This window comes from Sorangium sp. So ce302, from assembly GCF_051530145.1.
Classification (GTDB): Bacteria; Myxococcota_A; Polyangia; order Polyangiales; family Polyangiaceae; genus Sorangium; species Sorangium cellulosum_B.
In genome coordinates this window covers 1,429,733-1,452,671 of the sequence record NZ_CP150326.1, presented here as the reverse complement: position 1 = coordinate 1,452,671, position 22,939 = coordinate 1,429,733, and the positions used below count along the sequence as shown (strand labels likewise).

Annotated in this window: 18 protein-coding genes; 12 read left to right on the top strand and 6 right to left on the bottom strand. The window is 71.1% G+C overall.

Features of this window, described 5'->3' with window-relative positions:
- Positions 1-49 precede the first annotated feature (49 nt).
- Both WME73_RS05515 and WME73_RS05510 read left to right on the top strand, forming a co-directional pair.
- Positions 50-1,009 (top strand): TetR/AcrR family transcriptional regulator C-terminal domain-containing protein, encoded by a 960-nt coding sequence (locus WME73_RS05515; protein ID WP_437914985.1) that lies wholly within the window; start codon positions 50-52, stop codon positions 1,007-1,009.
- Positions 1,010-1,375: 366 nt separating this feature from the next.
- Positions 1,376-3,628: a hypothetical protein gene (locus WME73_RS05510; protein ID WP_437914984.1), complete on the top strand. Its 2,253-nt coding sequence runs from the start codon at positions 1,376-1,378 to the stop codon at positions 3,626-3,628.
- A gap of 32 nt (positions 3,629-3,660) precedes the next feature.
- Here WME73_RS05510 and WME73_RS05505 read toward each other — a convergent pair whose 3' ends face one another.
- The gene (locus WME73_RS05505) at positions 3,661-4,551 is read right to left on the bottom strand and encodes a LysR family transcriptional regulator (protein WP_437744465.1); all 891 of its coding nucleotides are present in this window, start codon (positions 4,549-4,551) and stop codon (positions 3,661-3,663) included.
- Between the two features lie 113 nt (positions 4,552-4,664).
- Positions 4,665-7,583, bottom strand: coding sequence for a protein kinase domain-containing protein (locus WME73_RS05500; RefSeq protein ID WP_437914983.1), 2,919 nt, complete (start codon positions 7,581-7,583; stop codon positions 4,665-4,667).
- A 406-nt stretch (positions 7,584-7,989) separates the two neighbouring features.
- On the opposite strand from WME73_RS05500, the gene WME73_RS05495 reads away from it, so the two are divergent.
- The 5 genes from WME73_RS05495 (at position 7,990) to WME73_RS05475 (ending at position 12,542) form a co-directional block, all read left to right on the top strand.
- Positions 7,990-8,838 (top strand): SDR family oxidoreductase, encoded by an 849-nt coding sequence (locus tag WME73_RS05495; RefSeq protein ID WP_437914982.1) that lies wholly within the window; start codon positions 7,990-7,992, stop codon positions 8,836-8,838.
- Positions 8,839-8,849: 11 nt separating this feature from the next.
- Positions 8,850-11,219 carry a tetratricopeptide repeat protein gene (locus tag WME73_RS05490; protein ID WP_437914981.1) on the top strand — a complete coding sequence of 790 codons (2,370 nt, stop codon included), beginning with the start codon at positions 8,850-8,852 and terminating at the stop codon, positions 11,217-11,219.
- The gene (locus tag WME73_RS05485) at positions 11,216-11,479 is read left to right on the top strand and encodes a GIY-YIG nuclease family protein (protein WP_437744461.1); all 264 of its coding nucleotides are present in this window, start codon (positions 11,216-11,218) and stop codon (positions 11,477-11,479) included. Before WME73_RS05490 ends, WME73_RS05485 begins: the two co-directional genes overlap by 4 nt.
- 193 nt (positions 11,480-11,672) lie before the next feature.
- Entirely contained in the window at positions 11,673-12,287 is a 615-nt protein-coding gene (locus WME73_RS05480; protein ID WP_437914980.1) for a PH domain-containing protein, read from the top strand.
- A 36-nt stretch (positions 12,288-12,323) separates the two neighbouring features.
- Positions 12,324-12,542: a hypothetical protein gene (locus WME73_RS05475; RefSeq protein ID WP_012233609.1), complete on the top strand. Its 219-nt coding sequence runs from the start codon at positions 12,324-12,326 to the stop codon at positions 12,540-12,542.
- Between the two features lie 41 nt (positions 12,543-12,583).
- Here WME73_RS05475 and WME73_RS05470 read toward each other — a convergent pair whose 3' ends face one another.
- Positions 12,584-12,913: a DUF2325 domain-containing protein gene (locus tag WME73_RS05470; RefSeq protein WP_437914979.1), complete on the bottom strand. Its 330-nt coding sequence runs from the start codon at positions 12,911-12,913 to the stop codon at positions 12,584-12,586.
- 263 nt (positions 12,914-13,176) lie between these two features.
- Entirely contained in the window at positions 13,177-13,506 is a 330-nt protein-coding gene (locus WME73_RS05465; RefSeq protein ID WP_012233607.1) for a DUF2325 domain-containing protein, read from the bottom strand.
- Positions 13,507-14,046: 540 nt separating this feature from the next.
- Between WME73_RS05465 and WME73_RS05460 the strand changes: the two genes are divergently transcribed.
- Positions 14,047-15,021 (top strand): ferritin-like domain-containing protein, encoded by a 975-nt coding sequence (locus tag WME73_RS05460; protein ID WP_437914978.1) that lies wholly within the window; start codon positions 14,047-14,049, stop codon positions 15,019-15,021.
- Entirely contained in the window at positions 14,994-15,908 is a 915-nt protein-coding gene (locus WME73_RS05455) for a hypothetical protein (protein WP_437914977.1), read from the top strand. The genes WME73_RS05460 and WME73_RS05455 overlap by 28 nt, the downstream gene beginning before the upstream one ends.
- Positions 15,909-16,089: 181 nt before the next feature.
- On the opposite strand, the gene WME73_RS05450 is transcribed toward WME73_RS05455, so the two are convergent.
- Together WME73_RS05450 and WME73_RS05445 are read right to left on the bottom strand one after the other, a co-directional pair.
- Positions 16,090-16,686, bottom strand: coding sequence for an RNA polymerase sigma factor (locus WME73_RS05450; RefSeq protein WP_437914976.1), 597 nt, complete (start codon positions 16,684-16,686; stop codon positions 16,090-16,092).
- 128 nt (positions 16,687-16,814) lie between these two features.
- Positions 16,815-17,912: an RNA polymerase sigma factor gene (locus WME73_RS05445; protein WP_437914975.1), complete on the bottom strand. Its 1,098-nt coding sequence runs from the start codon at positions 17,910-17,912 to the stop codon at positions 16,815-16,817.
- A gap of 228 nt (positions 17,913-18,140) precedes the next feature.
- Between WME73_RS05445 and WME73_RS05440 the strand changes: the two genes are divergently transcribed.
- Genes WME73_RS05440 through WME73_RS05430 form a run of 3 tightly spaced genes read left to right on the top strand, consistent with a single transcriptional unit; the run spans position 18,141 to position 22,506 of the window.
- Entirely contained in the window at positions 18,141-19,262 is a 1,122-nt protein-coding gene (locus WME73_RS05440; RefSeq protein WP_437914974.1) for a hypothetical protein, read from the top strand.
- A gap of 20 nt (positions 19,263-19,282) precedes the next feature.
- Positions 19,283-20,923, top strand: coding sequence for a hypothetical protein (locus tag WME73_RS05435; protein WP_437917353.1), 1,641 nt, complete (start codon positions 19,283-19,285; stop codon positions 20,921-20,923).
- A 35-nt stretch (positions 20,924-20,958) separates the two neighbouring features.
- Positions 20,959-22,506 carry a hypothetical protein gene (locus WME73_RS05430; protein ID WP_437914973.1) on the top strand — a complete coding sequence of 516 codons (1,548 nt, stop codon included), beginning with the start codon at positions 20,959-20,961 and terminating at the stop codon, positions 22,504-22,506.
- Positions 22,507-22,939 lie beyond the last annotated feature (433 nt).

Here is a 22,939-nt window from a genome sequence, read left to right as displayed (position 1 = left end):
GCAGCGTCGCGCGCGCTTTCAACCGACCATTTGTGCTAGTACAGTCACCATGCCTCCGGTGAAGCGCGGCGCGTCGACGAAGCGCCGCATGTCGGCCGACGGACCGCCCTACCTGCAGATCGCGAACGACCTGCGCGCGCGCATCGCGTCCGGGCGCCTCCGTGCGGGCGATCGCATCCCTTCGACGCGCCAGATCGTCCGCTCCTTCGGCGTCGCGCTCGCCACCGCCACCAAGGCGCTGTCGACCCTGCGCCACGAGGGGCTCATCCGCTCGATCCCGCGCTCGGGCCACGTGGTGGCCGAGAGCGTTCGCGCGGCATGTGAGCCGTCCGAGCGAGGCGGCGCCTTGACGCGCGAGCGGATCGTGCAGGCCGCCATCCGGCTCGCCGACGACGAGGGGCTCGACGCCCTCTCCATGCGCGGTGTCGCCGCGAAGCTCGGCGTGCCGACGATGTCGCTCTACCGGTACGTGGAGGGGAAAGACGCGCTCGTGCTCCTCATGATCGACGCGGTGTTCGGCGAGCACCCGCTGCCGAGGTCGCCTCCTTGCGATCTGCGCGAGGCCCTGATCCGCGCGGCCCGCGCGCAGTGGGCGCTGTACCGGCGGCACGGATGGCTCGCGCACGTGCTGCCGCTCGCGCGGCCGGTCGCGCTGCGGAACGTGATCGCGCACGCCGAGTGGATCCTGCGTGCCATGGAAGCCCCCGGGATCGACGCGGCGACCCGGCTCGAGGCGCACATGACGCTCTACAGCTACGTTCGCGGCATCGCCGTGAACCTCGAGTCGGAGCGCGAGGCCGAGGCCACCACGGGGATGACCGAAGCGCAGTGGAACGAATCGCAGGGGGCCGCGTTCCTGGCGATCGCGACGTCGGGGCCGTATCCGAGCTTCGCCAGGCTGCTGGACGAGCTCTCGGGCGGGTACGATTTCAACCTCGATCGCGTGTTCGAGTTCGGCCTCCAGCCGATGATCGACGGCCTCATGAAGACGTTGCGACCGCGCGAATGAACGGGCCCGCAGCGCAAAGCGCGCGATGAGCGAGCGGACCCCCGCCGTGAAGGCGTAGCGCCGAGGCCTCGACCCGGCAGCGGAGGCGTTCACCAGGGCGAGGGGGGCGGATGACTATCCCCGAGGGGGTGCGTGCATTTTTGCACGGGCCTGGGCGCGCATTGCGAATCGACGGTTCGTCCGCCGGCGGGTACCAAAGCCTTGCAACGACGGCAGGGCGAGTCCCGCGCCGCCCGCCCCATCGCGGGGGCGCGCGCCGCCCCGACCCGTTCAGGGCGCCGTCATCCCACGCACCAAGGAACCCCAATGACATTTCGGTCGACTCACCTGTCTTTCCTGGCACGCGCCCTTCCGGCGTCCATTCTTTTGCCTACAGCTTGCGGCACCCCCGGCGTCGATCTCGAGCCCGCGCCCGACGGCGCCCCCGTGGCCGAGGTGTCGGCCGGGCTATCGTCTTCGACGACCATCATCCACCGAGAGATTCCAATCCGGTTCGTTCAGTTCGTCGACGGCACCGACGACTCGCTCGGCCGGACCGCCCTGAACGAGCAGATTGCCGGCGCGAACGCCGCCTTCGTCAAGGCGGGCATTCGCTTCTCGCTGGCCGCATCGGTCGTCATCACGAGCCCGACCTTCACCACCATCGGCGGCAGCTACGCCTGGCCCTCGCCCCCCTCGTCGGCGCCCCCCGTCGCCTTCAACGCCGGCTGCGCGGCCCCGGGGCTGAGCGGCACCGAGTCGGAAGAGATGGCCCTCTTTCGCGCCGCCTCGCTCTGCGGCAACGAAAACGAGATCGTCGTCTTCACCGTGCGCTCGAGCAGCCAAGCCTGGGGCGCCTACCCGTGGGAGGGCAACGGCATCATCATACAACGCTACAACATGGGCGCGGGCAACCGCACCTTCGCCCACGAGCTGGGGCACTACTTGGGCCTCTCGCACTCGTTCCGCGGCGCGGGCCTCGGCTACGATCTGTCGAACCCCAACCTGAAGAACCCCGCGACCGGCGCCCCGGCCAAGCTCGCCGACTTCTGGGACCTCGTCTACAAACCCGCCGACCTGCCCCCGGCGACCACGACCAACGTCTACTTCTCGAGCCGAGCGCAGGCCGCAGGCTACCCCGAATCGTCGCTACGGCCCATTCAAGGCAACAGCGGCTGGGCGCAGAGCCCGCTCGGCTTCGCCTGCTACGGCTCGCTCAACAACTGCCCCCCGGCCAAGCCCGACCGCACGTTGCGCTTGGCCGTGCCGCGCACGGGCTTCGAGTACGCCGACTGCAACCAGGCCGACCCCGGTTACAGCCAAACGTGCCTTTGCGTCAGCTTCCCTTCGGCCTGCGACATTCTTTATACGGGCGACGACGGGTTGAAGGGCCTCGGCCTCACGCTGCCCGGCCACACGCCGTCGGCGCCGAACCTCGGCGCCAACGTCATGAGCTATAACTACGATCCGGGCTACACCGGCGACCGCTGGTCGCTCAGCGACTCGCAGGTCGAGCAGGTGAAGCGCGTTCTGAGCTACGACGTCGACTCGTCGTGGTTCGCCGGCGCCCGGGGCAAAAGGCCCGCGCTCGGCATCGGCAGAGGCTGGGGCGACTGGGAGCCCGCCGGCGCCGGGGTACGAGGGCTTCCGGCCGCCGCGACCAAGCCGTCGGGCCAGCTCGATCTCGTCGTCAGAAACGCCGACGCCACCTTCGGCAACAAGGTGCAAACCCCCGGCTCGCCCCCCTCGTGGTGGCCGTCGCAGCTCGGCCTGGCGGGCCTCGGCGGCTCGTCGAGCAAAGCGCCGGCGCTCGTCAGGCGGGGCGACCACCTGAGCGCCTTCATGCTCGGCAACGACAACTCGGTTTACCACAAAGTGTGGGATCCTATCCTCGCCGGCTGGTGGCCCTCGCAAACCACGTGGGACTCTCTCGGGGGCCCCGCTTCGACACCGCCGGTCGCCGTCTCGCCCGACCCCGACTCGCTCGACGTATTCACGCTAGGCGCGTCGGGCAAGGTCTTGCACAAGTCGTGGTCGACCTTGACGGGCCAGTGGTCGCCCTCTCCATCTGGCTGGAACGACCTTGGCACGATGGGCTCCGCGCCGACGGCCGCCTCGTGGGGCGCCGGCCATATCGACGTCATCGCGCTCGACGCGAGCAAGCGGGCGTACAACAAGGTCTACAACGCGTCGGCCGGCTGGTGGCCCTCCCAGACGGGCTGGCAGGGCCTCGGCGGCAGGCAGTTCGCCGAAACCCCGGTCGTCGATTCGTGGGGCGCCGGCCACCTCGACATCGTCGGCCGCGGCGCCGACGGCCGCGCGTACAACAAGGCCTGGGAGGCGTCGGGTTGGTCGCCCAGCCAGACCGAGTGGTATGACATGGGCGGCAACCTCGCGGGGCCCCCGTCGCTGGTCTCGTCGGACGTCGGCCACCTCGAAGTCGTCGCCCGGAGCACTGATGGTCGATTGCTTTACAAAGAGTGGAGCGCGGGCAGCTGGTGGCCCGGGCAGACCGAGTGGGCGACGCTCGCCGTCGACGTCGGCGGCGACCCCATCATCGTGAGCTCGGCCCCGGGCAGGCTCGACGTCTTCGTCGTGGGCCCCGACGGCACCCTCTGGCACCGTTCGCGGGACCTTTAACCCCGAATGGCCCCGGGGCAGGGCGCCGCTCGTCAGCGGCGCCCTGGGGTCCCGAGGTGCCCGCGCAACGCCTCGGTGACGAGCTCGATGACCGCCCTCACCGGCTCGGCGAGGGGCGCCTCTTTGCGGTATACGATCGAGAGCCGGCTCTTGCCGAGGCTCTCGCCCGTGAGCCGCCGGAGCGAAGGCTCGAGCGAAGCGAGCAGGCAAGGCAAGATGGTGAGGCCCATGCCCGCGACGCAGGCGGCCAGAAGGTCGCTCACCTCGCGGTACCGCATGAGCACGCGGGCGCCTTCGCTGCGCTCTTCGAGCCACCGGGCCAGAGGGGTGTTGCTGATGCCGACCTCGAAACCCAACAGGTCGTGCCCCCGAAGGTCGCACGAGCCGGCCGAAGCCGGGTGCCGCGCCAGGTAGGCTTCCGAGGCATACAGCGACCAATCGAGCTCGCCGATCTTCTTGGCGATGAGATCGTCGCCGTCGACCGTGCCCGAACGCAGCGCGACGTCGGCCTCGCCCTTTCTGAGGTCGGCCGGGCGGCTACCGCTGAGTATCTCCAGGACGATTTCGGGGCGGGCGGCCTGGAAGGCGCCAATGTGCGGGGCGAGTAAGCGGCCGAAGGCCGAGGGGGTGGCCAGCTTGACCCGAACCGTTTGCGACCGCACGGCCGCTTGCACCGCGAGCGCCGCCTGCTCCATTTGCTCGAGCAGCGGCGCGACCGTCTGGCCTATCGCCGTGAGCGAAAGCCCCTCGGGGCCGCGCGTGAGCAGCGGGGCGCCCAGCGCCGTTTCGAGCGCCACGAGCCTGCGGCCTACCGTCGAGTGCTCGACGCCCAGCGAGCGCGCCGCGCCAGCCAACGTTTTGGCCCTCACGGCGGCGAGGGCGTAGCGAAGGTCGTTCCAGTCGAGGTCTGACGGCTTGGTCACGAGGGGTCGAGCTTAGCCCAGGTGTGCCTTCAGCTGGAACGTCACGAAGCTGGCCGGCACTGACAGCGCCCCGGCATTTCTGGCAGGATTTCTGACCCGCGGTCCTGGCGCCCTCAGCGCGCGGGCCGGTCGAGCGCTGCGAGCGCCTTCTGCGCGCCCCGGTGTTTGGGATCGAGCCGCAGCGCCTCCTCGAGGTGCTTCTTCGCCTCGGCGAGCAGCTCGGCGCGTCTCTGCTGCTCCTGCTCCTTCTCCGCCAGCGCCCGGAGGTACAGCGCCATGCCGTGCGGCGCCTCGGCGCTCCCGGGGTACGCCTCCCTCGCGGCGAGGAACTGCGCCCGCGCGCCCTCGAGGTCCTGCCGGGCGAGCAGCTGCCGGCCCTTGCCGCACAGCGCGCTGGCCAGGATCGTGCGCCCTATCGGGTAATCGTTCGTGGCGAGGGCGGCTCGCGCCATGTCCACCGCCCGATCGTGCTCCTCTCTCCACGTGAGAAAGGCGGCGTAGTTGCCCTTGGCCCAGGCAGACTTCGGATCGAGGCGAACGATCGCCAGGTAGGTATCCTCCACGGCGTCCCACTCACGCATGGCCTTGTAGACGTCGGTGAGGATGTCGTAAGCGCGCGCCAGCACCTGCGGGTTCTTGCTGCTCTCGATGATCCGCTTCGCGCCCGCGAGGGCCTCCTCGGTCTTCCCCTCGCGCTCGGCGAGGGTGGCCGACAGGAGGACCACGTCGTCGGCGCCTGGGCGGAGCGCCTCCGCGGCCTCGACCCTCTTGCGCGCCTCGCCGAGGTTCTTCTGGAACATGTAGGCCCAGCCCTTGACCACATGGGCGTCCAGGCACCCGGGGTCGAGCTCCAGCGCCTTGTCCGTGTGCTCGTGGGCGCGCACAAGGCTGTCCGGCTCGTACTCGTTGCCACGGAGGTAACCGCTCTTGTACGCGACGCGGCCGAGCGCCGCGTGGGCCGGCGCGTAGGCGGGGTTCGTGCGGATCGCCTGATCGAGCAGCGCGCGCGCCTGCTGGTAGACGCTCTGCGATCTGGCCTCGTCGAGCAGCGCGTTGGCGTCGCGGACGAGCGACGCCTCGACGGAGGGCGACGGCTCGGGGACGACGGGCGCTGGCGCGTAGTCGGCGGGCGGCACCGGCGGCCTCCACACCTTGCCCGGCGCCGCCCAGATGCGGATCTGGTTGTTCCCGCCGCCCGCGGCGAACTGCGCGCCGCCCGGGTGGAAGGCGAGCGCGATCACGCCGTTCAGGCCGGCGCGCTGCTCTCTCCTGAGCTTGCCCGAGTAAACGTCCCAGACCCGGATCATGTCGTCCTTGCCGCCGCTCACCAGGGTGTCGCCGGTCGGTGAGAGGGCGAGCGACCAGACCTCGTCGGTGTGCCCGGAGAGCGTGGTGAGCGGCTTCCGGCTGCCGAGGTGGAAGAGGCGGATGGTGCGATCGTCGCTCGCGCTGATCACGGTCTGCCCGTCGGGCCCGATCACGATGCGGTTCACCGGCCCGGCGTGGCCCGAAAGCACGCCGATCTCGCTGGCCGTCTCGACCGACCAGATCCGGACGGCCCCGCGGTCGTCGCCGCTCAGGACCACGCGCCCGTCGGCCGTCATCGCGACGGACATGACGCGCCCGCCGTTCTGGAACGTCTTCTCGCTCTCGCCCGTCCGGATCGAGAACACCCGCACGGTCCCATCCATGCTCGAGACGGCGACCCGGCCGCCGTCGGCGGACAGCGCGAGATCGGTGATGACCCCGGCGCCGGCGTCGAGCGTCTTCAGCGGCGCGCCCGAGTCGACGTCCCAGAGCCGCACGGTCGAGTCGGCCGCAGAAACAAGCGCCTTGCCGTCCGGCGTGAACGCGATCCCTCCGATGCGCTTCGTGTGCCCGGCGAAGGAGCGCAGCGGCTGGCCGTCGTCGAGGTTCCAGAGCTTGAGCGCGAGATCGTTGCTGCCGCTCGCGAGGCGCTTGCCCCCGGGGTCATAAGCGACCTCGAAGATCGCGGACCAGTGCCCCGAGAGCGTGCGCAGAGGGGCGAAGGACGCCCGTTCCTTCGCTTCCTTCGCGGCGGTCATTGCGGGCGTGCCGGGCGTGCCGGGCGCGTCGCGCGAGACGGCCGCGGTGGGGAGCGGAACCGATCGGGTGCGATGGACGACCAGGGCGGCGCCGCCGGCGGCCGTGAGGCCGAGGGCGACCGCGGCCACCGCGAGCAGGCCCCGCCGGGGGCTGCGTTCCGCCGGGCGATCGAGCGCGAGGAGCGCTTCCCTCGCCGTGGCGAACCGGCGATCCAGGTCGGGATCGAGCATGCGATCGAGCCAGTCGGCGAAGGGGGGCGAGACCTGGACGCTGCCGCGGACGTCGAACCGCATGCCCTTCTGGGGCAGATCCGCGGGATCGCGGCCGGAGAGCACGTGCAGCAGCGTGGCGCCGAGCCCATAGAGATCGCTCCCGGGCGCGGCGCGGCCGCGGAACTGCTCCGGGGCCATGTAACCGTACGTGCCCACCACCGTGCTCCCTCCCGACGTCGTGTCCCGCGCCTCCCCCACGGCGCCGAAATCGACGAGGTACACGGAGCCGTCCTCGTGGCGGAGGAGGTTCTGCGGCTTGATGTCGCGGTGGACGATGGGCTGGCTGAAGCCCTGGAGATAAAGCAACGTCCGCAGGACGTGCCGCGCGATGGTCGACGCCTCGGCCTCGTCGGCGCGCCATCCGCCCTTGACCCAGGCCGAGAGCGGTCGCCCCGGCGCGAGCTCCTGCACCAGATAGAAACAAGGCCCCTGCGCGCCGTCGAGCTTGAGGTAATCGATATAGCGAGGAATGCTGGGGTGGGTGAGGTTCGCGAGGACCCTCGCCTCGCGCTCGAACAGATCGAGGGCCTTCCACTCCGCGCGCTTCCAGATCAGGAGCTGTTTGACGGCGACGCGCCCCCCGGTCGAGAGGTCCTCGGCCTCGTAGGTGATCGCGCTGCCGCCGCGGCCAAGCACGCGAACGACGCGGTACCGATCGGCGATCACATGCCCTTCGAGGTACGCAGAGTCCATGACGAGCGAGAGGATATCATGCGGAATGCGCTGCTCTCCGCGCGGTTCGCTCCGCCGGAGCGCCGGAATCGTGCCCCGAGGCGAGGGCGGCTCCGGGGCCCATGGACGTCGTGAGGACACGCAAATGACCCGATTCGTTCAACAATGCCTCGCTCGAGAGGCGCTGTCGCTCACGTGAGCAGCGCCGACGTCGCGCAGCGGGATCGGCGGTCCGACCGCGCGCCGGCCGCGAGGCGTCTGGCAGGCGCGCTGGGCGATCGCCGAGCCGCGGCGCAATCCGCGCCAGGCGCCGGAGCCGGACGGGCAAGCGCCCTCGAACGCCGGGGCCTTTCTGCCTGGGACGCCGGAACCACCCCGGATCGCCCAGCGTGTGGCGGCGCCCGCTGAGCCGTTGTAAACGCGGGGCGTGACCCAGGTGCGCTCGATCTTCGCCCCAGGACTCTTCGAACGCCAGGTGGCGATCGTCACCGGCGGGGGCAGCGGCATCGGCCTCGCGTGCGCGCGTGAGCTCGCTTACCTCGGCGCGAAGGTCGCGCTCTGCGGCCGCCGGGCCGACAAGCTCGAGGCCGCGGCGAGCACGCTCGCGGGCGACGGCGTCCCCGGCGACGACGTGCTCGCCGCGCCGTGTGATATCCGCGAGCCGGAGCAGATCGCCGCCTTCGTGGGCCAGGTCCTCGGGAAATTCGGCCGCGTCGACGTCCTCGTGAACAACGCCGGCGGCCAGTTCCCGAGCCCGGCCAGCAACATGACGCCGAAGGGCTGGGAGGCGGTCGTCCGCAACAACCTGAACGGCACCTTCTTCATGACGCGCGAGGTCGCGAGGCGCGCGATGCTCCCGGCGCGCCGCGGCCGGATCGTGAACGTCACCGCGTCGGTGAGCCGCGGCTTCCCGGGCATGGCGCACACGGGCGCCGCGCGCGCCGGCGTGGAGAACCTGACCCGCTCGCTCGCCGTCGAGTGGGCGGCGCTCGGCATCCGGGTCAACGCGGTCGCGCCCGGCAGCAACATCCGGTCGAGCGGCACGTCGCAGTACGGCGACGAGCTGCTCGAGCTCGCGCGGCGCGCCACGCCGCTCAAGCGCCTCGCTACCCCCGAGGAGGTCTCGCGGCTCATCGTCTTCCTCGCCAGCGACCAGAACGACTTCATCACGGGCGCGGTCTACGGCGTCGACGGCGGCCAGCCGCTCTGGGGCGACATCTGGTCCATCCCCGAGCCGGACGGCGCGCCGGGCGCTCCACCGGACGTGAAGGGCTGAGAGGGCGCGGCGTGACCTATCGGCCCCCGTCCCCTGCCGCCGCGCGCGACCCCATGTCCAGCGCGCTCGACGACGACACGACGACGCCGTACGGGCCGCCGTCCTCCGGGCCGCCGCCGTCCTTCGGGCCGCCGCCGTCCTCCGGGCTGCCGCCGTCCTCCGGGCCGCCGCCGTCGGCAGGGCCGCCCGCCACGCCGTCCTTCCTCGGGGACGCCGCGCGGCGCGTGCGCGACTACTTCCTCGGGCTCGACCCGACGTTCCTGTCCGCGATCGCGCCGCTCGCGCTGGTCGCCGTCATCCTCTTCACGCGCGCACCGTCGACGAACTACATCTTCGACGAGCAGGAGGCGCTCCTCGCCAACCCGTACGTGAACGCGAAGGGCGGGATCGGCTTCCTCGAGGCGATCCACCGCGATTTCTGGGGGCTGCCGCCCGACCGGAGCGTCGGCTCCTACCGCCCGCTGCCGAACTTCCTCTGGCGCACGATCTGGGCGGTCACGAAGCAGCCGTTCTTCCACCACTTCTACAACGTCCTCTTCCACGCGGTGAACGGCGCGCTGCTCACGTGCGTCACGTTCTGGCTCACGCGGCGGCGCGGGCTCGCGTACCTCACAGGGCTCCTCTTCGTCGGCTGCGCGGTGCTCACCGAGGCGGTGAGCGGCATCGTGGGCATCGCCGACGTGCTCGGGGGCATGGGGGCGATCGCCGCCCTCGCCGCCCTCGCGCTGCCCGCGTGGGCGATGCCGTTCGGCGTGTTCGCGGCCGTGCTCCTCGGCCTCTTCTCCAAGGAGAGCGCGCTCGTCTGCGTGCCGCTCGTCCCGTTCGCCGCGCTGATCGCCGCGCCGCTCACCCACCCCACGCGGCCGGCGCGGTTCGTCCGGGCGTTGCTCGCGCTGCTCGCCGCGGGCGCGGCGTTCGTGCTCTACGTCGAGCTCCGGCGGCGCTGGTTCCCCGCGCCCATGCCGGCCGAGCTCGCCGCGGCGCTCCCCGAGGGCGCGCCGCTCGTGAAGCGCGCGCTCCACGAGGCGCTCGTCTGGTTCCACCAGGCGCCCCTGCCGCGCGATCCGCTCAACAACCCGCTCGGCGCCGCGGACATGCCGCACCGGATCGCCGGCGCGCTGCGCGTCTACTGGCGGGGCCTCACCCAGATCGTGTTCCCGTGGACGCTGAGCGGCGACTACTCGTACCCGCAGGAGCCGGTGCCGGACAGGCTTGTCTTCTTCGGCAGCGTCGCCGGCGCCGCGATGATGGTGCTGCCCCCGCTCGGCTCGCTCGCGCTCTGGATCGCGGCCCTCCGCCGCGAGCACCTGGAGCGGCGCGAGCGGCGCTCGGTGCGCGCCGCCTTCCTGGTGGACGGCGGCCAGGCGACGTCGCGGAGGTGGCCGCTGCTCCTCGCGGGGGCGCTCCTCGCGATCGCGGCGGCGGCGCTCGCGGCGTACGACTGGCACGTGCTCCGCCCGGCGGGGCGCGCGCCGCTGCTCCGGGCGCTGCCGCTCGTGCTCTGGCCGCTGCCGTTCCTGCCCGCGTTCCTCCTCGGGCTCGGGCTGCTTGTCGAGGGCGCGCGCCCCCTGCCCTGCCCGGCGACGGCGGACCGGAGCGCCTGGGTGCCGCTGCGCCGCGGCTACGCGGGGATGTGCATCGCGGCGATCGGGCTGACCTGGGTCGTGGTCAGCTACTTCCCGCACTCGAACATCCCGGTCGTCCTGCCGACGGTGCGCGCCGAGCGCTTCTGGTACTTCCCGGCCATCGGCTCGTCGCTCGTGCTCGCCGTCGCCTTTTCGTGGCTCCACGAGGCGCTCGCGGGCTCGACCCTCACGCCGCGCGCGCGCTGGTCGTGGAGGGCGTGGGTGACGCCGGCGCTGTTCGTGCTCTTCTTCGGCTTCCAGTGCGCGCAGGCCTACCGGCACGCGATGGACTACCGCAACGACCTCGATTTCTGGGCGGCGACGAAGGAGGCGGTCCCGAACAGCGCCAAGGCGCACCTCAACTACTCGGTGATGAAGGGCGCTCGCGGCGACCTCGAGACCCGCCTCGCCGAGAGCAAGATCGCGATGGAGCTCGCCCCGACGTGGCCGATGGCGCACGTGTACACGGGCGACACGCTCTGCCGGATGCACCGCCCCGACGAGGCCTTCCCGCACTACCAGCGCGGCATGGAGCTCGGCCCGAACGAGCTGAGCCTGATCGCGCTCGCGCTGCAGTGCCTGCACGACGAGCAGCGCCTCGCGGCGCACGACGCGGAGCTCCGGCGGCTCGCGGAGGAGCACCCCGGGACGTGGCTCGCGTACCTCGCGACCGACACGCTCGACAACGGCGCGACGCACGGCGGAGTGGATCCGAAGTACCGGCCGCGCGGCTACAACGAGGGGCCGAAGGAGTGACCGCGGGCTGGCACGTCTACATCCTGCGCTGCGGTGACGGGTCGTTTTACACGGGGATCGCGCGCGACGTGGAGGCGCGCTTCGCGCAGCACGCGGCGGGGCGCGGGGCGCGGTACACGCGCGGACGGGGGCCGCTCGCGCTGGTCCACGTCGAGGCGGCGGCCGACAGGGGGGAGGCCCTGCGGAGGGAGGCGGCGATCCGGAGGCTGGGGCGCGCAGGGAAGGTGGCGCTCGCCGCCGGGGGCCGGGGGGCAACATGAACGTTTACGTGGACGTGAACGTGGTCGTGAACGTGGTCGTGGTCGTTCACGGCCTACCGTTGACGACCACGACCACGACCACGACCACGTAAACGTTCACGACCACGTAAATGTTCGGATGTAGGAGAACGCGGCGCGAAGCTTGGTGGTTGCCGTGGATCTCACGCCCGGGATGTAGACTACACTCGTCGGGGTGAAGCCCTGCCCCTTCTGCGCGGAGCAGATCCAGGACGCCGCGATCAAGTGCCGATTCTGCGGCAGCATGCTCGACGAGCGAGCGCCGGTGGCCGCGGCCCCCGCCGCGCCGCTCGCCCCCGCCGCCCACGCCGGCGGCGCGCTCGCCCACGCCGGCGGCGCGCTCGCCCACGCCAGCGGCGCGCTCGCCCCCGCGCCGGGCGCGGCGCGCGTCCTCTTCGAGGGCACGCCGAGCTGGAAGGCGTGGTTCTGGTCCTACGTGGCGGCGAGCGTGCTCTCGCTCGTGCTGGTGGGCCTCATCTGGCTCGGCATCCTGCACTGGAAGCGCAAGAGCCTCCGCTACAAGATCACCGATCGCACGATCGACTACGAGGCCGGCCTGCTCACGCGCCGGATCGAGACCCTGCAGCTCTGGCGGGTCCTCGACATCGACCTCCGCCAGACGTTCATGCAGCGGCTGCTCGACGTCGCGGAGATCCGCGTGTTCACGAAGGACGCGAGCGATCCCGAGCTCGTCATCCGGGGGCTGCCGGCATCGCGCGAGCTGTTCGAGGCCCTCAAGAACGCGGCGGAGCTCGCGCGCCAGCAGCGCGTGCTCGGCGTCGTGCAGTGAGCGCGGCCCACGAAGGCCAGATCTCGGAGCCTGACCATGCCCCCTAGGCGATCCCCGCTCGACGAGCTCCCGGATGTGCGCGACGGCCTGACCCGCGCCGAGCGCATCATCCTGTGGAAGCTCTCCGAGCTCGAGAAGGAGTTCAACGGCCGCAACGTGCCCACGGCCACGCTCTACGGCCGCGTCGTCGAGCACATCGACCTCTCGGTCCCCGAGTTCCAGCGCCTGATGCAGCGCCTCGTCGGCGTGCGCTGAGCGCTGCGTGACCCCTCCTCGCGCGGGCGCGGCGCGCCCCGTCAGGCGGCCGCCTGCTCGATGGCGGCCCGCAGCGCGGACACGGACGCGCTGCGCAGGTACACGACCTGAGCGCCGTCCGCCGCGAGGCGCTGCATCTGGTCGCGCAGCGCGTGCGAGACCATCGTCACCATGATCACGATGAGCGCGATCCTCCCCACGCCGTGGCGCGCGCCCGGCGGCACGCGGTTCTCGTAATGGCGCAGCGACCAGCCGTGCTTCTCGACCACATCGCGGTAGCGGCTCGACATGCCGCCGCTGCCCCCGATGACCAGCACCGTCTGCTCCTCACGCCTCCTGTCGCTCCCCTGACTCCGCCGCTCCGCCTTCATGCGATCTCCCTGGAGCAAGGCGCAAGCCACGCTCTCCAGCTCGCCATTTCCGGCGAAATCCTCGTCGTCGGACTCTATTCCTGGGCAAATTGTCCTCGAATCGCAAAGGCCCTTGTCACCGTGACAGCGCGAGCGTCGGAACGCGGGACAGACATGCTCGAGGAGGGTCGGGAGAGGAGAGGAGAGGAGAGGAGCAGGAGAGGCGGCGCGACGCCGGCTCCGGGGGAGAGGGCCTCTCCTCGCCGCGGCGGCGCGACGTGGTGTCAGGCGGACCGCTGCTCGATCGCGGCCCGCAGCGCCGAGACGGAGGCGCTGCGCAGGTACACGACGGGGGCGCCATCCGCCGCGAGGCTCTGCATCTGATCGCGCAGCGCGTGCGAGACCATCGTCACCATGATCACGATGAGCGCGATCCTCCCCACGCCGTGGCGCGCGCCCGGCGGCACGCGGTTCTCGTAATGGCGCAGCGACCAGCCGTGCTTCTCGACCACATCGCGGTAGCGGCTCGACATGCCGCCGCTGCCCCCGATGACCAGCACCGTCTGCTCCTCGCGCTTCCTGTCGACCGCCTGGGAACGCCGCTCCGCCTTCATGCGATCTCCCTGGAGCAAGGCGTAAGCCACGCTGCTCCAGCGGCCATTTCCGCGCAAATGTCGCGGCTCCGGCCTATTCCCCGGCAAAATGTCGTCGAGTCACCGAGGCCTCTGTCATCGTGACATCGCGAGCGCGAGGACCCGACGCTGCGCGGCGGTAGCCGCGAGGATCGGGGAATATTCTCCCCCTCGCAGCAGTTCCTGCCGGCGCGCGCGGCCCGGGCGAGGATACGGATCGCAGGCGCTACCGCGAGCGTCCCGCCAAAGCCACGAGAGCGCCGCGACTGCGACCCCTCGGTGCGGAAGGCAAACCTACCGGCACCGAGATAGCCCGACATGCCGTCCCCGCTGCCCGCGGCCGGGGTGCGCCCGGTGAGGGCGTGCCGGAGGCGGCCACGAAGGCGGGAAGGCCGGAATAAAATTCAACAATAGTCCAGATTTAACGCCTCGATGGGGGCGCTCTCCTGGCGGATGCCACGGCGTTCCGCCGGCGACGTCGAGCTGTGGTAGGGAGCGGCGTCCCCCCTGCCCCGCCGTGCCATGATGTCTCCCGCCACGCCGCCCAGCGACCCGCCTCCGCCCCCGCCCGGCACCGTCGAGCGCTGGGCCTGGGATTACGTCCTCTCGACCGACCTCGAGCACAAGCTCTCTCCGCCGCCCGTGCCCTCCCTCTGGGAGTCGGATGCCACGCTGTCGGCGTCGGGCGCCGCGCCGGCCCCGCCGCGGCGCCTCGAGCGACCTGGACGGCCCGCCGCGCTGCGCATCTCGGAGCGCGCGCAGAAGAGCCCGGGGCCCGAGGCGCTGCGCAACCCGGCGCGCCGCGCGCAGCTCTTCCACGCGTTCCTGCACCACGAGCTCCAGGCGGCGGAGCTCATGGCCTGGGCGCTGCTCGCCTTCCCCGAGACGCCGCGCGCCTTCCGCGGCGGCCTCGTCCGGATCGCGCTCGACGAGGTGCGCCACATGCGGCTCTACGCCGCGTACCTCGCCGCGATCGGCCACCGCTTCGGCGACTTCCCGGTGCGCGACTGGTTCTGGACGCGGGTGCCGGCCGCCGCGTCGCCCGCGCAGTTCGTGGCCGTGATGGGCATGGGCCTCGAGGGGGGCAACCTCGACCACACGGCGCGCTTCGCCGAGCGCTTCCGCGCCATCGGCGACGTCGAGGGCGCCGCGCTCACGGAGCGGGTCTGCGCGGAGGAGATCCCGCACGTGCGCTTCGGGGTCCGCTGGTTCCGCCGCTTCACGCAGGCGAGCGGGAGCGCTGGCCAGGCGGCGCCTTCCACGTCTGCCGCAGGCAATCCGGCCGCCGCGGGTGAAGCCGCGCCGCACGGGCCCGATGACGTCGCGCAGCGCGGGCCGAGCGATTTCGACGTGTGGGTCCGCCACATCCCGCCGCCCCTCTCGCCGCTGCTCATGCGGGGCGAGCCGATGAACCGCCGCGACCGCAGCCGCTCCGGCCTCTCCGAGCCGTTCCTCGACGCGCTGGCCTCATGGACCGAGCGAACGCCTGGGTCCTGAACTTCGACGCCGACGAGGAGCTGGCGCGCCCCGCGGGGTACACCCCGCGCGCCGCGGTCGCCGGCCGGGCGCCCGAGCTCGCCGGCCGGATCTCGGCCCTGCTGCGCCCCGGCGACGTCGTGCTCAGCCCCGAGCTCCCCTCGCCCCTCGTGCCGCCGGCGCCGCCTGGAACGCCGCTCGTCGGCCGCGCGTGGTGCCCCACGCCCCGCGCCCTTCGCCTCCTCGGCCGCGCCGGCGTCGCGCTCGCGGAGGCGCCGCCGCTCGAGGTGCTCCGGCGCGTCAACCACCGGAGGTTCTGCGCGGACCTCGGCCAGACGCTGCCCGGCGCGCGCTACGTCGCCTCCCTGGCCGAGCTCGAGGCCGCGATCGCGGAGCCCACGCCGACGGGCCACTGGCTGCTCAAGCGGCCGTTCGGGTTCGCCGGGCGCGGCCGGCGCCGGGTCGCCCGCGGGGCGCTGCCGCCCGATGCGCAGCCCTGGGCTGCCGCGTCGCTCGATCCCGCGTCGCCGGACAGCGGCCTCCAGGTCGAGCCCTGGGTCGAGCGCCGCGGCGACTTCTCGCTGCACGGGCACGTCGCCCGCGGCGGCGCGGTGCGCCTCGGCGACCCGTGTGTCCAGCGCTGCGACGCGAACGGGGCGTACCTCGGGGCCGCCCTGGCCGGCGAGGGCGACCTCGGCGACGGCGAGCGCCGGGGGCTCGTCGAGGCCGCGCTCGAGGCGGGGCAGGCGCTCGCCGCCGCGGGCTATTTCGGGCCGTTCGGGATCGACGCCTTCCGCTGGGAGGACGAGCGCGGCGAGCTGCGCTGGAACCCCCGGTGCGAGATCAACGCGCGTTACACGATGGCGTGGGCCATCGGCATGGGCAGGGCGCGGCCTGATCTGGAGTGACCGAGGCCGTCCCCTCGGGCGGCGAGCGCGACTGCGGGCAGCGGCGCCCTGCGATCGCCGAGGTGAACCGTCGCCTCGCGGCGAGCCGAGATCCAGGTCGACGACGACCACCGCAGAGCCGGATCTTCGGGCCCTCACGTAGTCCGCTCGGCAACAAGGCGTCCGCTACCAAAGCAAGACGTCAGCCCTCACGGCTCGGCTCCCGAAGCGGTGACATGCTCGCCAGCTTGCTCCTGATGGCGGGCAGCGTCGGGGCATCGTTCAAGCGCAGCACCCTCCGGAGCTGGTCTCTTCCGCGCGCCAGGCGCTCCTGGATCGTATTGGGATTCTGACCGAGCTCGGCCGCAATCTCCTCTGCGGTGAGCCCCAAAGCGAAGTCCATCACGACGTCGCGCAGCGCGGGATCGATCCGTTCCAGGTTGCGGAGGCCGAGCCGCGCCTCCACGCGCCCAGACGGCGGCGGCATAAGGTCATCGATCGCCGAATGCGCATACGAATCGCGGCCTTTCTGCCACCGATTCTGGAACTCCCTGTAGTGCGTCGTATGGTGCCACACGACGACATCCAGCCAGCGTCTTGTCGCCTGCTTCATCGACTGATCCCTCGCATCGGTGAGGGCTGCCTCTTCGTCATCATGCGCGTGCTCGCGCGCCTCGCGAAGCCCGCGCTCGCGTCCCAGCGCTTCACGCGCGGTGACCGCGAAGCCGATCGCGACGCAGGCTATCATCGCGAGCCCGAGCGGCGAAATGAGCCACATCGCACTGAGCACATCCTCCATCGTAGTCATCGCGTTTCGTTTCCTGGACGTGACCGTTCTTGTCGGGGACAAGGCGGATCGTCGCCTTGTGCTGTCCGAAGACATCACCAGCGTCACCGCCTGCTTGCTGTCACAGGACAGCCGAGGGCTCAGCGCAGCTGTCTGAGAAGTGCCTCGCGCTCGGCGGCGAGCAGCCCATCGGGGAACTCCCGCGCGTGGGCATTCAGCAGCTGGAGCGCCTCGACGTCGGCCATGGCGTTGCCGGCCTCGACAGCCCTCCGGGCCTGGTTGATCAGGCTCCTCTCGTGCTCGCTGACGGTCGGTCGAACCGCCCTCGCCGGAGACACGTGCCGGCCGTTGGTCCTCGTTGAGAGAGCGGGCGTGCTGCTCGCCGCTGCCTGCGCGCGTGCGCTTCCTTGATCCCTTGGCGACGAGATCTCGCGCGCGATCGGCGCGGCGGGCGCCGCGGCGCCGTGCGCGCCGTCTCGCGCAGGGGGCGCCGCAGCGTCCTGCGCTGCGGGCGGGGTGACAGGGACGACAGGGGCGCGAACCGCCGCCGCCCCGAGCCACGATTCCAGATCGGCCAAGGGCGGCACAGCGGAGACGAGCGCGCCGGTCAGCAGAACGAGCGCGCACTGAACGAGGATCCTCACGCCCAGATGGCGCAGCGAGGCCACCCACGACGCGTGACGGCGGAGACCCAGCGCGAGCGACAGGAAGGCGCGATCGTCCCTTCCCTGCGAGCGCTCCTGCGCCTGCCACCGCTCCCGCTGCACCCGGAGCGCCTTGTGCGCCCGCCAGTGCCGCGTCCTCACCGTGGCCAGCGGGAGTCCCTGCTCGGCGGCGATCTCGGCGAGCGGGACCTCCTGGAGATCGTGCTTGATCACCAGATCCCGGTACTTGGGATCGAGCTGGTTTATCAGCTCCCGCGTGAACTCTTCCTGCTGCTGTCTCCGGAGCAGCTCTTCCGGCGTGGGGCACTCGTCCCGGATCTCGCACTCATCGAACGACGTCAGCACCTCGCCGCGGCAGCGCGCGTCACGGACATGGTTGCGCGCCTGGTTGATGGCGATCGTGACGCGGTACGGGGCCGGGTCTCCCCCCGGGTCGAGCCGCTTGTCGGCCTCCAGCCCCCGCAGCAGCGCTTCCTGGGCGACATCCTCGGCGTTTCGCGCCGGCACCCCGTGGCGCCGCGCGAGGCGCCGGAAGAGCTCGAAGCCGGGGGAGACGGTCGCTGGCTTGTCCACGGTACGCAGCACACTTGAGCCGGTCGAAACGCTTCACGGAAATGATCCGGCGAGCAACTTTAGTCGGACAATATGCCCTATAGTAGGATAATTAACCACATTCACCTAGGCCCTGGCAGACGGCTGAGCTCATTCCACCAACCGACCGAAAATTCTCACAAAAACGGACCAAAATCTGGCGATTTCTGTCGATTGACGCCAAGAGGACGGCATCACTAGTGTGGCTGGATGCGTTGCATCGCGCATTCGCTCTCGATCTTTCTTGCGCTCGGGGTCGCGACAGGCCTCACGCGCTCGGCCAGCGCGGACGACATTCAAGCGAAGGTGAAACCGAGCGGCAGCTCCTCGGTGAAGGACCATGTTCGCCGCGGTCAGAGAGCGCGCAATGCCGGGCTGTGGGTCGAGGCGCACGCGGCCTACAAGGCTGCTTTCGAGTCCGCGGACCCCGCGACCAGCACCGAGCGAGAGCGCGCGGAGCTCGCCGGTGAGCTCGGACTTTGCGAGGTCGCGCTGCACAGGTATCGCGACGCGGCCGAGCACCTCTCCAGGAGCCTGGAACAGCGCGAGACGCTGCCGGACGCGCTCCGGCGGCGATTCGAGGCAGGACAGCGCGAGGCAGCGAGGCACATAGCGACGCTCGTGCTCGGGGTCGATCCGCCCGACGCCGAGGTGTTCATCGACGGCGAGCGCATTGGCGAGATTGCACGGACCTACACGCGCTTCTTCGAGCCGGGCAAACACATGGTGCGGGCCCGCGCACCGGGCCGTGAGGACGCGCTCCATTCGTTCCTCGCCGTGGCAGGCGCGGAGCACGAGATCACGATGCAGCTGCCCCGCAGTGCGGCGAGCAGCGCCAAGGAGGCGAGCAGCGCCAAGGAGATCGCGACAGCGGCGCCGTCCTCCGCGCGCAGGTTGCCCGCTGCGCGCGCGCAGGCTCCCAGCCCGTGGGCCTCCTGGCCGGGGACGCTGCGCATCACGGGGATCGCCGTCTCGACGGCAGGCGTGGCGGTGGGCACCATCCTCATCGTTCGGGCGGGCAAGCTCGATGACGACCTGAGCGCCCGGAGAGCTCGGCTCCAAAGCGAGCCGTCATCGAGCGCGTCGATGTGCTGGCAAGCGCCTCGGAGCTCGCCGTGTGGCGAGCTGGCGCGCCTTCAGGACGCGCGCAACACGTACGGCCGGGCCGGGCTGGCCGCCGTGATCACGGGCGGTGTCCTCGGGGCCATGACCGCCGCGTCATTCTTCACGGACTTCTCTTTCCTGGGACTCACACCGGCTGGGGATCGAGTCCATGCCTCGCCCGTGGCGAATGGGAGCGAAATCGGCGCGCGAATCGAGGGGAAATGGTGAGCACGCAGGGGACCGAGAGAATGGCGGCGCTGGCAGGCCGAGGCGCCGCGAGGTCGGCCATCGCTCTGGCAGCCTGCCTGTGGGGAGCTGGTACGCTGACAGCTTGCGCTAGCTATTCCGATGATTGCTCGGAAAAGCTGGCGTGTCCTCCCGAGCCGGAGCCTCCGCTCGACCCGTGCGCGGGAGAGCCCAGCACAGCGCCAGCGCTCGATGAGTGCGGCGTGTTCGTCGGCGAGCACGGCGACGACAAGCACCCCGGCACGAAGGATGCGCCCGTGAAGACCTTGCAACACGCGGTCCGGCTCGCCGCGCACGGGCGACGCCACGGCGAGGTGGCGACCCGGCGCGTGTACGCGTGCGGCGGGAGGTTCGAGGAGGCGCTCGCGTTGCCCTCGGGCGTCGATCTCTGGGGCGGGCGGCTCTGCGAGGACGGCGAGTGGTCGTATGAGGGGTCGTTCGGCGGGCCGGATCACCCGACGATCATCGCTCCGGCGGTGGGGATCCCGCTGCGGGTCCTCGGGGGGAACGACGGGGGCATCGCAGGGGACGACGCGACCTCCGTGATCTTCGGCGTGCACGCCGTGGCGGCCGACGCCTCCGCGAGCGATGGAAAGTCGTCGATCGCGATGATCTTGAGCCAGGGCGCCAAGGCGAGGGTGGCGTCGAGCGATGTCATCGCGGGCAACGGCAAGGATGGGGAGGCGGGCAAGGACGCGCCGAGCCATCGAGCGATCGATGGCGCCTTGGGGATCAACGGCGTCGATGCCTGCACTGCGGACGCCGCCGTGGGCGCCCTGCCAGTCGTGACCGTGTGCGACGATGGGAGCGAGTCGACGAGCGGATATGGCGGCGACGGTGGGCTTGAGGTGGGCCGCGATGGCACGCCAGGGCAGCCGGAGCCTGCGGAAAATCCGCAAGGCTATGGGATTGCGGGGCTCGGCGCGGGCAGCGATCCGTGCACGAAGGGGAACGACGGCGCGCTCGGTGCCAGCGGTGGCCGCGCTGACGGCGCGGCAGGTGAAGGCTACCTCGACATCCACGGATGGGTGGGTGTCCGGGGTGAGGATGGAAAGAAGGGCGGCGCCGGCCAAGGGGGGGGCGGCGGTGGCGGCAGCAAGTCGCATGGGCCCATGGTCGCGTGCCGTGTAGGCCGCCCTCAGAGCGGTGCAGCCGGTGGTTCGGGGGGGAGCGGGGGTTGCGGCGGCCAGGCAGGCCGGGGCGGCGGATATGGCGGAGCGAGCATCGCCATCGTTGCACTGGAGGACTCGGAGCTAGAACTCGACGCCACGAAGGTTGTCGCGCGCAACGGCGGCAATGGCGGGGTCGGCGGAACTGGCCAACTAGGCGGTATTGGGCACCAAGGCGGTTACGGCGGCAAGGGCTTGACTGGAACCGGAATGTGGAGCGCATGCGATGGCGGCTTCGGAGGGGACGGCGGTCGCGGCGGTGATGCCGGCGGCGGACTCGGCGGCGCTGCCGTCGGCATCGCGTATGTGGTCCCCCATCTGGCCATCCTGCCCGGCACGACCATCGAAGTTGGAGGCCCTGGAGGCGGCGGCTCGGCAGGCAACGCGGATGTCAATGACGAAGTGGGCAGAGGCGCGGCTGGTCCACAGGGGCATCTCTATCGCTTCGGTGCGACCAACGAGCCGCCCCGTTGAGTCGCTTGCCGCGGCGCCGCCGTCGAGGAATACCGATGATGTCAAAAGGCACGATTGTCCTGCTCCTTGCTCTACCCCTCGCCACGGTTGGCTGCGAGAGCGCGCCAGGCCCCATCGATGCCGACGCTCCGCCGTGTGCGCTCACATCGTCGTGCCAGGACGAAGCACCGCCGGAATCCGTATGTCTCGAGCACCTTGCCGCCGATCGGCTGGACGACGGCTGTGGCGTGTTTGTTGCCGGGCCCTTCTATGGCGGTGACGATGCGAATCCAGGCACGAAGAACAAGCCGGTCCGCTCTCTCCAGCGCGCGATTGCCCTGGCCCGCATCGGAAGAGGAAGGGTGTTCGCGTGCAACGACGCCTTCGAAGGAGCCGTCCTCCTACCCTCCGGCGTGGACCTCTACGGGGGCTTTCATTGCCAGACATTTGAACGCTTTGACGAGGATGTTACGACCAGCATCAACGTCCGTGAGAAACCTTTCGCCATCGATCTGACCGTCGAGCCGGCGAGCGCCGGCGACACCGGGGCGGCGGATGGCGTCTCGACGATCGACCACATCGACCTCTCGGGTGGAACCTATATCGGGATGCTCGTTCGGTCGGGTACCGCGGTGGAGCTCACCCGGAGCGAGATCCGCGCGTCCTACGGAAATGGGGGCGGCTCTGGCGAGAGGTGGCCCGGGTTCAATCGGGCACCCGACGGGCCGCACGGAATCTACGGCGGGGATGCGTGCTCGGCAGCCACCGTCGCCGGCGGGCCCGCGGTGGTGAACCCATGCGAGGGCGGGATCCCGAGCGTCGGTGGCAAGGGCGGCGACGGGCTCGCCGACGGCGCTGGCGATGGGGAGGCCGGCGAGCCCGTACCCGCGCCGGACCCCGGCCACGAGGGGCAAGGAGGACTCGGCAACCGCGAAGACGGTGGTTGCGGCGTCGGCTTCAGCGGGAAAAACGGCAAGTGGGGCGTCGCCGGCGCACCTGGCGAGGGCATCGGGCGGCTCACGGAGACCGGATGGGAGGGCGACAAGGCAGCCGAGGGGGGCCGCGGCATGCCGGGCCAGGGCGGCGGCGGGGGAGGCGGGCGTCGCGGCGGGCTCGCTGTGTGCGATGTGGCCTCCAAGGGGGGCGCAGCCGGCGGTTCGGGCGGCGCGGGGGGCTGCGGCGGTCGAGGCGGCCAACCGGGCGGGAACGGCCAGCCGAGCATCGCCATCGCCGTGCTTCACGCCAAGCTGACGGTGCGCGACAGCCTGCTCACGACGGTCGACGCCGGGGGAGGTGGTGACGGCGGGCCGCCCGAGCGAGGCGGCGACGGCGGCCGAGGCGCCCCCGGCGGGGCCGTGGGGGACGGCACCTGGTCGTGTGGCGGCGGCGAGGGAGGCCGAGGAGGCGACGGCGGCTACGGCGGCCCTGGACGCGGCGGCGACTCGATCGGCATTGCCTACCTCGACGAGGACCAGCTTACGCTTGAGGGCGTCAGGTATGAACTGGGACCGCCGGGTAAGGGCGGCGTGAGCTGGGATTGGTCTGGCAACGAGATCAGGGGGGAGGATGGCGTCGCCGTCAAGACGCTTCGCTTCCGCGAATAGGTGCGGTCATCGGTCAAGGCATCAACGAGAGAGCCTTGGCTTCATATGCCACCGAGCATGACGACAATATCGCTGGCCACGGCTTTTGTCTAAGGCGCACTATCCCCAGATTCAAACAGTCCCTCTCGCTCGCCCTGCTCCAATTACCCTTCGCTAGCGAATGGGGGACGCTGGGAGCACGTCCATGGCTTTACCAAGCTATCGCACCAGAGGTCCCCGTCTGGCCCCCGTCGCGCCGTTACCTCATAGCCATCTGCAACCTCGCGAGCGTAAAACGGAATATTATCCAGTTAATAGCCGCCCTCATGGAGAATCGCCCACAGACTCTCGGCTTCATAATAGTCGGGGATACCAATTGAAGGAGAATTTGCCGTTGGGCTTGCCCTCGTAGCGGAGATCGCAGGGCGCCGTCGCGCTCTCGGTGTCGCTGAAG